We start from the raw sequence: 10505 nt of genomic DNA on the forward strand, positions 1-10505 counted from the left end.
AAAAGCAGAGGACGCCAAGCCTGTCGCAAAACCTGAGGCAAAGAAAGCCGAAGTCCCCGATGTGCTGGGTGTCTATGAGTCTGATGAGATCCAGGGAATGCGCATTAAAGGCGAGATGGTCTTTGAGAAGGGCAAGCTGCTCTTAAAGACCGAGGGCCAGCCTGATCTGGAAGTGAAGATCGGCAAGGACGACATGCTCACCACGACGCCTGAGATTCCCGATGTGACCTCCATGAAGCTCACGCGCGACAAAGACGGCAAGGTGATCGGAAGCGTGATCGAGACCGCTCAGGGCAAGCTGAACTTTACCCGCAAGACCTTCCCCAAGCCGGGCGGCGATGCGCCGAAAGCCGAAGCGGCAGCGGGCCTCCCCGATGTGCTGGGCAAGTATGAGGCAGAAGATCCTGCCAGCCCTGTAGCAGAGCTAGAAGTGCTCGCCAAAGAGGGCAAGCTGGTGATTATTGTCGAGGGTCAGCCGGAGATCAGCTTCACACTCGACAAGATGGACAACGTGGTGTCACCCAACTCGCCTGAGGGAATTACCTCCAAGTTCAGCCGTGACAAAGATGGCAAAGTCACGCACCTGATTGCAGAGACGCCCGTCGGCAAGCTCTCGTTTAAGCGCAAGACCTTCCCTAAGCCACCCGTGACGGAGAAAAAAGCGGACAAGCCCAAGACGGCGGACGCTGCCGATCCCATCGCTCGCCTGAAGGCTCTCGAAGGAATCTACACCAGCGACACGCCGGGGCTCCCCACCGTGACCATGCGCATCAAGGACGGCAAGCTCATGATCGAGGCTGACGGCAACCCGACAATCGAGGGGAAGCTCTCGGACAAGGATGAGCTGACCGGCGAGGGGCTGCCCGATGGCTTCACCGTCAAGGTCACCCGCGACAAAGACGGTAAGGTGACGGGCATGAGTATCAGCACTCCCATGGGCGATGCCAAGTTCACCCGTGCGCCGCTGAAATAGATCTCTCCTCCCCTCCCCCAACCTGTCTCCGCAGGGTTGGGAGGAGGGGCCGGGGGAGGAGGGTTTAATGACCAACTTCATCAACGGTGAGTGGGTGGCCAGCCAGAGTGGCGCGATGTTTGCGTCCACCAACCCCGCCAACACGGATCAAACTCTCGGACTCTACGCCCGCTCCGACCAGCACGATGTCGCGCTTGCCGTAGCGGCGGCGAAGGCAGCCTATCCTGCGTGGCGAAAGACTCCGGCTCCGGCGCGGGGGGCGCTGCTCACGAAGATTGGGCGGCTTCTGGAAGAGCGTAAAGAGGCGTTTTCTCAGGCGATGGTCGCGGAGATGGGAAAAGTTCTCGTCGAGGCACGCGGCGATGTGCAAGAAGCTATTGACATGGCGCACTACATGGCCGCGTTTGGGCGGCTCCCCAACGGCAGCGTGGTTCCCTCCGAGCGCCCCGATATCTACTGCTCCGCACGGCGTGTTCCCGTCGGCGTAGTGGGCCTTATCACCCCGTGGAACTTCCCGATTGCCGTCCCGACTTGGAAGATGTTCCCCGCCTTGCTGGCGGGCAACACCGTGGTCTGGAAGCCCGCTGAGGACACGCCGGGCATGGCCGTGATGCTCACGCAATTGCTTGCCGACGCGGGGATTCCCGCAGGCGTCGTGAACCTCGTCACGGGCTACGGCGAAGAGGCGGGCGCGGCCTTGGTGGAGGCCGAGGGCGTTTCCACGATCTCGTTCACCGGCTCCACTTCTGTCGGCAAGCAGATCGCGGGGCGCTGCGGGCAGCTCATGAAGCGAGTGAGCTGCGAGCTAGGCGGCAAGAACGCGATTGTGGTGCTCGATGACGCCGATATCGAGCTGGCGGTCAAGGGCTGCCTCTGGAGCTCGTTTGGCACCGCAGGCCAGCGCTGCACTGCCGCAAGCCGCCTGATTGTGGACAAGAAGATCAAGGCGCACTTCACCGAGCGCTTAGTCGCCGAGACGCTTAAGCTTCGCATGGCACCCGGTGCAGACCCCGATGCCCAGATCGGCCCGGTCGTGAATCGCACACAGCTAGAGCGCATCCATAGCTACATCGCCATTGGCCAGAGCGAGGGTGCTGTCGTGCTCACTGGCGGCATGCCCCTCACGGATGCGCCACTGGACAAAGGTTGCTTCTACGCCCCGACGATCTTCGACAACATGAGCCCGAGTATGCGAATCGCCCAAGAGGAGATCTTCGGCCCGGTCACGGGAATCATCGAAGTGGACGGCCTCGACGACGCCATCGCCATCGCCAACGGCACCGACTATGGTCTCTCACTCTCGCTCTACACCGCCAATCTGCGGCACGGGATGCGGGCCATGGAAGAACTCGAAAGCGGGATCGTCTACATCAACCTGCCCACCAGCGGCGCGGAGATCCAGCTCCCATTTGGCGGCATCAAGAACACCGGCAACGGCCACCGTGAGGCAGGCTGGATGGCGATGGACTGGTGCACCGAGTGGAAAGCCGCCTACATCAACTACGCCGAGGGCAGCGAGCTGGTACGGGCACAGATCGACGTGTGAGATCCCTCCTCCCCCAACCTGCCTCCGCAGGGTTGGCACCCAGAGGGTACCCGGGGGCTGGGGGAGGAGGGTTTGATGAATACAAAACACATCTTAGAGCTCAATCAAGCAGGGTTGCTGGCCGATGTTCTGGGGTTTGAGACCGACGAAGTCGCCGGTCAGACAGCAGGGAGCCATGTCTCGACGCTCTCAGGGCGGGAGTTTGTGGACTTCACGGGTGGGATTGCGGTGCACGCCTGCGGCCACTGCCACCCAAATGTCGTGGCGGCGATTCAGGCGCAAGCCGCACAGGTGCTGCACACGTCGGACACCATGCGCCACGCGCCACAGCTAGAGCTGGCGGACTTTCTACGCGGAAAGCTCGCAAGTGCTGGGGTGGAGAGTGCGGCGTTTGTCTTTATGAACTCCGGCTCTGAGAGCAACGATGGTGCGGCGAAGCTGGCGCTCAAAGTCACAGGGCGCAAGAAGCTCGTGGCGTTTGTGGGGGCGTTTCACGGACGGACGATGCTCTGCTCAGCACTGTCTAGGTCAAAAACGGCGCACTGGCAGTCTCTGGAGCCGTTTCTTACGCCACTCCGCCAGCATATTCTTCACGCCCCCGCCCCGCGCTGCGCCGGTTGCACGATGGACTCTCCAAGCTGCTGTAATGTCGGGCTGGAAGCACTCTTTGCGGAGTATGGTGACGATATTGCTGCTGTCTTCTTCGAAGCGCAGCAGGGCGAGGGTGGCTATCTACCAAGAACGCCCGAGTCGGGCAAGCGCCTGCGGGAGCTCTGCAATAAACACGGCGCACTGCTGATCGCTGATGAGATTCAGGCGGGAATGGGGCGCACCGGGCGCTGGTTTGCCTTCGAGCACCTAGGGATCGTCCCCGATATCGTGGTTTTTGGGAAAGCTGTCGGTGGTGGGATGCCGCTAGCAGGAATCGCGGCCCGTGCGGAGCTTCTCGCCCGCTGGACACCCGGCGAGCACGGCACCACGTTTGGTGGAAACCCGGTCTCATGCGCCGCCGGGCTGGCTGCCATGCGCCTAATGGACGAAGAAGGGCTTGTCGAGCGTGCGGCACGGCTGGGCGAGGAAGTCAAAGCGCGTCTGCGAAAACTCGTCGGCTCTCACGGTGTGGTAGATGTGCGCGGCAATGGCTTCATGCTCGGCATTGAGCTACGCACGCCCGAGGACAAGCCCGACTACGCACGCCTAGATATCCTTAAGGATGCCTGTCGCGAGCAGGACTTGCTCGTGCTCACCTGCGGCGCCAAGCTCGGCGACCCGAAGGCTGACTGCGCCGTAATCCGCCTGATCCCACCCCTCAACACGCCCGAGGATATTCTCTGGCATGGCATCGGGATTGTCGAGCGCGTGATCTCCGCCCCGTAAACGGAGCCCAGACGCCCCATTCCATGAGGCGATCAAGTCCGTGCCGTGACCGTCTCCTGGCCCCAGCGTGTGGCGTTCTGATAGTCCACCGTGCCATTCGCATCGGTTTTATAGCCACAGCGGCGGATCAGCTCATCGGCGGGCAAGAACGCATCGCCAGTAACTTTGAGCTTAGCAGTAAGCTTTTTCTCTAGGTCTGCCTGGACGGACTTCAGCGCGGGGTCGTTGACGCGATTGGTTTGTTGGTACGGGTCTTGCTCGTTGTCATAGAGGAGCCAGGGGCCGTTTAGGTCGCGGACATAGGTATAGCGAGCGGTGCGGACGCCTCGGTACTCGCGGCCTCCACTCTTGCGTACCCACTCCCCAAACGGGGCAGCGCAGAGAATCAGCGCCGCGTCATCGTCCCACTTGCGCTTGCCCTGCACCACGGAGGCTAGGTTACGCCCCTCCACGGTCTTGGGAACGGGGATTTCACAGAGCCCGAGGAGTGTCGGCATCAGATCGGGCGTGCTGATTGGGCCGTTTATGGTGCGTGCTTTCCCACCGGGGAGCCGGATTAAGAGTGGCACGCGGATGGACTCATCCCAAGGCTTTTGCTTTTTCAGCATGCCGTGGGAGTGCAGCATATCACCGTGATCGGATGTATAGACAAAGATGGTATTTTCGAGCTGCCCACTGGCCTTGAGTGCCGCGAGGAGCTTGCCCATGCACTGATCCAGCGCGTCAATGTGGGCGTAGTAGCCTGCATAGGTGCTCTTTGCCGCCGTGCGACTGGCCTCAGGGACATTGGGCCGAAATGTTAGTGTCTTGCCGTCATAGTGCTCCAAGAGATCTTCGGGGCACATGCGATATGGGTCGTGCGGTGGGCCAAATGAGAGGCAGAGCAGAAACGGCGTGTCTTTGGGCTGGCTTTTCACGTAGTCGATGGCCTCATCGGTCTGGGCGTAGGCATCGTAGCCGGGCCAGGTGCGTTTTTTAAGCTCGTCGCTCGCGTAGTACTCGGAGTGCTTATAGTTATGGGTGCACTCTAAAACGCGCCAGTGCTCAAAGCCTTGCCGTCGCTCTTTCGGGATTGGCTGATCACGGCCCGTGCCGTCTACGTGCCACTTCCCGATCCACGCCGTGTTGTAGCCTGCCTGTCCAAATGTCTGCGCCAGCGATGTGGCCTTTGTATTGAGCCTGAGGTCGTTGAGAAACAGCCCATGCGTAAGGGGATACTGGCCCGTGAGAAAGCTCGCACGCCAGGGAGAGCAGACGGGCATATTCGCGACGGCATGAGTGAAGTGCACACTCTCTGCCGCTAAACCATCTAAGTTTGGCGTCTTGACCTCTTTATTGCCCACGTAGCCGTGGTCACACCAGCGCCACTGGTCGGAGAACACAAAGACAACGTTTTTTTTCATTCGGGTCTTAAAACAATCCCTTCAATGCGATTTTGGATCAGAAACGGCTGGGCCATCATCAGCCGCCGTGCCACGTGCTGAGCCTCCGGCGTTGTTTCAATCCAGAGCACGCGGTAGCCCAGCATAGCAAGGCGTAGTGCTTCTTGGCCCCCCTCCACTTCAATTAAAGGCGGATTCAACGGATCGTCCAGTGCTGGCCACATTTCACCTAGTATACAACCCTCGCTATGATAATCGTCTTTTTGTTAAATCCCCCTAAACTCACCAGGAAAATTCGCCGACCATTCACATTGATAAAGGATATTTTGGATGGCGAATGTCAGAACCTGCCTTGAAGAGGTAATGAAACTAGAGGGGATTACCGGCGCAGTGTTGGTAGATCTCAAGAGCGGCAAGATGCTCGGGATTGTGGGAGATACCCCCAATCTCGACATTGAAGCCGCTGCCAACGCGGACTTGGTAAAAGCCAAGTTCAAAGTGCTCTCCTCTCTGGATAGCAAAGAAACGGTTGAAGATATTGTGATCACCCTTGGACAGCGCTATCAGCTCTTGCGTTGCCTTGGCGGTGCGCAGGGCTTGATGCTCTATCTCAATATGCATCGCCAGCTCGCAAACCTAGCGAATGTACGCCTCAAACTCAGCCAGCTTGAAGCGGAGCTGGTGATCTAAAGGAATCTCTTAGAAATGATTAAAGCAATAGTGCGAAAGGTGTGTGCCTAGAATGGCTGACTTGATTGGAATCATTGGCCTCGGAACGGGGGCTGCATTTGGTGTCGGGGGCCTGATGAGCTTTCTCAAGGGGAAGCAGCTTATGGCGGATGCCAACCGCGTGCGTTCGCGAAAATCCGCCAAAGAGAGTGAGAGCGAGGTAAGGCTGCGCGACCTTGAGCAGCAGTTTACGACCCGCGAGAAAAGCTTTCGGCAAGAGCTCGACGAGACAGACCGTCGCCTAAGAGAAGCAGATCAGCGTGCCGAGGCTCTCACCCAAGACCTTGCCACTCAAGTCGCTCGCGTGGGTAGCCTGGAGAGTCTCCAAAACACACTAGATGAGCAGAAAAAGCAGCACGAAGCTGAAAGGCTTAAGCTGAGCACGGCGCTGGAAGCCGCTCTTGCCCAAGGCTCTGGTGGCACCCCCGAAGAAGTCAGTGCGCTCCAGGAGCAGCTTGACGAGACCCGAAGCAAGCTCAAGGATATCGAGGCCAAGTCTGCCGATGCCGAAGCCCAGCTTTTAAAAGCGGAGACGCAGGCCGAGCAGCGCCTGAATAAGCTCACGCAGATGTCCGAGAAGCTGGCGCTGGAGCTCAAACAAACCAAGGACGCACTTGCAGCGGCGGAGAGTAGCACGGGCAGCGATCCCGCCTCGTCCTCCTCCCTCTCAGGCTCCGATGTCTTTCTCAGCGCCCTTGTGGAGTCGTCGTACGATGCGGTCTGTGTGATGGACGAGCACGGGAAGATCATTACCTGGAACCGCGCTGCCGAGGGAATCTACGGCTACGATAGTGCCAGTGCCCTGGGAATGCCAGCGAGCCTATTGGTCGCTCACGACAGCCGTGAGAGCTTCCAAAAAGCCATTAATCTACTCGAAGGCTCACAGCATCCCCGCGCTCTGGATATCTACGGTGTCCGTCGGGACGGCAGTGCGTTCCCCGTGGAGGTGGTTCTGGCAACCTGGCAAGACGATGTCACGGGCGAGAAACGCTCCGTTGTGGTGACCCACGATGTCTCCGAGCGCCGCCAAGCGGAGGCCATGCGCCGCGATAAAGAGGCCGCCGAAGAAGCCAACCGTGCCAAGAGCCAGTTCCTGGCCAACATGAGCCACGAGCTACGTACCCCGCTCAACGCCATCATCGGCTTCTCTGAGATCCTCCACGACCGCACTTTTGGTGAGCTGACTCCCAAACAAGAGCGCTATGTCGGCAATATTCTCTCGTCGGGGCGGCATCTCTTGCAGCTGATCAACGACATTCTGGACCTCTCCAAGATCGAGGCGGGCCGTGTCCAGCTAGAGTATGCCGCGTTCTCGCCGCTCACGGCAGTGCGAACCGTGGATAACTTGGTGAAGGCACTGCTCCAGAAGAAAAATATCACGCTGGAAGTCGAGGGAGGCACCAGCTTGCCACCGCTTATCGCCGATCAGGCCAAGTTCAAGCAAGTTCTCTATAACTTAATCTCCAACGCCATCAAGTTCACTCCCGAGAACGGCAATGTTATGGTCGCGCTCTCCACGGCAGGCAATGGCACACTTCTCCAAGTGGATGTCAAAGACACGGGTATTGGCATCAAGCAAGAGGATCAAGATCGTATCTTCCGCGAGTTTGAACAAGTGGATAACTCCTACTCTCGTCAGCAGCAGGGCACCGGTCTTGGGCTGGCGCTGGTCAAGAAGTTTATCGAGATGCACGGTGGACGGATCTGGGTCAGCTCCGGGGGCGAGGGTAAGGGAAGCACCTTTAGCTTCACCGTTCCCTTTAGCCCAGAGGGCTCGGGGCCTAGCCCGGAGCGTGGCCGTACGACGCGAACCCCAAAGGCAGAGCCAGCTGTATCCGCAAACGCAAAGCCGATGGCCCTCGTGGTGGAAAGTCACGCAGCCTCGGCAGAGCTACTCACCCACCGGCTCCAAGAAGGCGGCTACGATGTGGCAAGGGCCAGCAATGGGAAAGCGGCACTCACTCTCGCCCAGGAGCTCAAGCCCAGCGTGATCACCCTGGAAGTCGAGCTAGAGGGGGAAGATGGCTGGGAGGTTCTTCGTCAGCTCAAGGCCGACGAGACCCTCAAGAGCATCCCCATCGTCGTGGTCTCGGAGACGAAAGACTCGGAGCGTGTTCATGCACTAGGGGCTGCTGCGTCTGTGGCCAAGCCTGTGGAGGCGGAGACACTCTTGCGCACCCTCACCGATGTGCGTATGCGCCCCCTCACCGATGTGCGCCAAGGGCCAAGCTCCCAAGCGGCTCCTGCAGCCCGTCCCCGCCGTGGGAGGAGTGAGCGTGCAGCCGCATAACCCGTGCCAGTCTCTGGCCCAACGAAACGAGACGGAGAAAGATCGTGTCTGAAAAAAAGATACTGGTTGTGGAAGACAATCCCGTCAATATGGAGCTGGTAACCGATCTTCTGGAAGTGGCAGGCTTTGACTTTGTCAGCGCCATGACCGCGGAAGAAGGCATCCGACTCGCCGAAAAAGAGCTTCCTAATCTCATCCTGATGGACATTCAGTTGCCCGGAATGGATGGCTTAGAGGCGACCCAGCTCCTGAAGCAAAACCCGAAGACACGGCACATTACCATTGTCGCTCTCACGGCACACGCCATGAAGGGTGACGAGGAGCGGGCGCTGGCGGTGGGCTGTATTGGCTATATCACCAAGCCCATCAATACCCGGACATTCCCGAACTTAGTCAAGGAGTTTTCCGAGTCCGCCCTTGAAGCCCCGATGCTCCTAGACACCCTAGACGAGCCTCTGGTACTGGTAGTCCATGGACAAGAGCCACACGCTCCCACGACTCTTCTGGCGATGGATGAAGCGCCTCTGATGATGGAGATGGAGGCAAGCGGCAATGAGTCGTTCCTAACCCTCATGACCGAGAGCAGTGCCCCCGTGGTGCTGGAGCTCGTGAGCATGGTGGAGGTGGAAGGCGCACCGCTGGAGCCCATCTTACTTAACTTCGAGGAGCTTGAGCAAAGCAGCGTTCCGCCTCTGGAGCTTGTCTCCGAAGACTCTGTGCTGCCTCTGGAGCGGGTTCAGATACCCGAGCCTGCACCCGCTCCACTCACTGCCCCTGAGGTGAAGATTCCACGACCGACAGCTCCCCTACCCAGCAAGCGCCGTAAGCGTGGGCTGAGCTTTGCCACAGCGACTAACACCCCCACCAAGCTCTTAGTGGTAGATGACGATGAGATCAACCGGGAGATGCTCTCAGCGATGCTGCGCACGCTGGGCTACGACTCAGACTTGGTGAGCAGCGGCCCTGAGGCACTGGAGAAGCTCAACACAAACTACGACATGGTTCTCCTGGACTACATGATGCCCTCGATGGATGGGGTCGAGGTTTGCAAGCGCATCCGTGAGGAGTCCCGCTTCAACGATATCCCGATCGTGATGGTGACGGCGCTCTCCAGCAAAGAGGACCGCCTCCGCGCCGTGGAAGCGGGTGCCAATGACTGGATCTGCAAGCCCGTGGACCGCACCGAGCTTCAGGTGCGTGTGGCATCGCTCCTGAAGATGAAACGCGCTCAAGACGACCTCAAGAAGCACCAGAAAAGCCTGGAAGAGACCGTCCGGAGCCGCACTTCTGAGCTACGCAATGCCATGGAAGAGGTCAAGGAGTCCCAAGAGACCGCACGCCGCGCCGCACTGGATGCGATGCAGCGCATGGCCTACACCGCCGAGTTCCGTGAGGGACCGACCGCCGCCGCGCACATCCGTGCTGTGGGTCAGTACAGCAGTGTTCTGGCGCGGGCCATGGGCCTGAACGACGATGCCGCAGAGCTTCTGCTCTACGCCAGCCAGGTGCACGATATCGGCCTGCTCGCCATTGAGGACAGCATTGTCAACAAGAAGAGCAAGCGCGACGAGTACGAAGAGTCGGTCTACCGCCAGCACGCGATTCTGGGAGCACGTCTGCTCTCCGGGTCACCGTCGGAGCTGCTACGCGCCGCCGAGCTGATCGCCCTCTCGCACCACGAGCGCTGGGATGGCCGAGGCTACCCACAGGCTCTGGAAGGGAACGAGATCCCCCTCTATGGCCGGATAGTCGCTCTGGCGGATCACTTCGACCAGTGGACCAGCTACAACCATAAAAAGCGTGCGCTTACCAACGAGGAAGCCAAGAAGAAGCTCAAAGAAGAATCGGGCAAGACCTTCGATCCCACCCTTGTCGAAGCCGCTCTGAAGAACTTTGATGAGCTTGTCGAGTGGCAGCGCCGCTTCCGCCGTGCGGAGGAGCCGCCAGACGACCTACCGATCAGCGCGATCTCCTACGCCGTTTGAGAGAAGCATAAAGACTACCACCCCTGCCCCGCCGGAAAACTCCGACGGGGCTTTTTCGTAAGCGGTACTTCGTCATGCCGGGATGATCTCCGTCCATACTCTCATGGGTGGCGCGTCGCTCTTGCTCACTTCTCAGCATTGCGAACTTTCGCCTTGCCGAAGAGCTTGATTTCCAACTGTTCCCAGAACTTAGGATTTGTGACCACTAATTTGGAAGCGAGTC

General features: G+C 59.3%; 8 protein-coding genes. 6 read left to right on the forward strand and 2 right to left on the reverse strand.

Annotated elements, in window-relative coordinates; all coding sequences use genetic code 11:
- The 3 genes from AC1XOS_RS14795 to AC1XOS_RS14805 form a co-directional block, all read left to right on the forward strand.
- The coding region (locus AC1XOS_RS14795; protein ID WP_481962994.1) for a hypothetical protein at positions 1 to 973 on the forward strand (973 nt) is incomplete at its 5' end.
- A gap of 67 nt (positions 974 to 1040) precedes the next feature.
- Entirely contained in the window at positions 1041 to 2519 is a 1479-nt protein-coding gene (locus AC1XOS_RS14800) for an aldehyde dehydrogenase family protein (protein WP_481962995.1), read from the forward strand.
- 75 nt (positions 2520 to 2594) lie between these two features.
- Positions 2595 to 3896, forward strand: a complete 1302-nt coding sequence (locus AC1XOS_RS14805; RefSeq protein ID WP_481962996.1) for an aspartate aminotransferase family protein — start codon at positions 2595 to 2597, stop codon at positions 3894 to 3896.
- 32 nt (positions 3897 to 3928) lie between these two features.
- On the opposite strand, the gene AC1XOS_RS14810 is transcribed toward AC1XOS_RS14805, so the two are convergent.
- Together AC1XOS_RS14810 and AC1XOS_RS14815 are read right to left on the reverse strand one after the other, a co-directional pair.
- Entirely contained in the window at positions 3929 to 5299 is a 1371-nt protein-coding gene (locus AC1XOS_RS14810; RefSeq protein WP_481962997.1) for a sulfatase family protein, read from the reverse strand.
- On the reverse strand, positions 5296 to 5502 hold the full coding sequence (locus AC1XOS_RS14815; RefSeq protein ID WP_481962998.1) for a hypothetical protein: 207 nt from the start codon (positions 5500 to 5502) through the stop codon (positions 5296 to 5298). Before AC1XOS_RS14815 ends, AC1XOS_RS14810 begins: the two co-directional genes overlap by 4 nt.
- Positions 5503 to 5608: 106 nt before the next feature.
- Between AC1XOS_RS14815 and AC1XOS_RS14820 the strand changes: the two genes are divergently transcribed.
- From AC1XOS_RS14820 to AC1XOS_RS14830, 3 genes are read left to right on the forward strand one after another with little or no spacing between them, the layout of a single operon-like run.
- The gene (locus AC1XOS_RS14820) at positions 5609 to 5968 is read left to right on the forward strand and encodes a hypothetical protein (RefSeq protein ID WP_481962999.1); all 360 of its coding nucleotides are present in this window, start codon (positions 5609 to 5611) and stop codon (positions 5966 to 5968) included.
- Positions 5969 to 6020: 52 nt separating this feature from the next.
- Entirely contained in the window at positions 6021 to 8297 is a 2277-nt protein-coding gene (locus AC1XOS_RS14825) for an ATP-binding protein (protein WP_481963000.1), read from the forward strand.
- A gap of 44 nt (positions 8298 to 8341) precedes the next feature.
- Positions 8342 to 10282 carry a response regulator gene (locus tag AC1XOS_RS14830; protein ID WP_481963001.1) on the forward strand — a complete coding sequence of 647 codons (1941 nt, stop codon included), beginning with the start codon at positions 8342 to 8344 and terminating at the stop codon, positions 10280 to 10282.
- Positions 10283 to 10505: the final 223 nt, after the last annotated feature.

The organism is Armatimonas sp. (genome assembly GCF_964826245.1).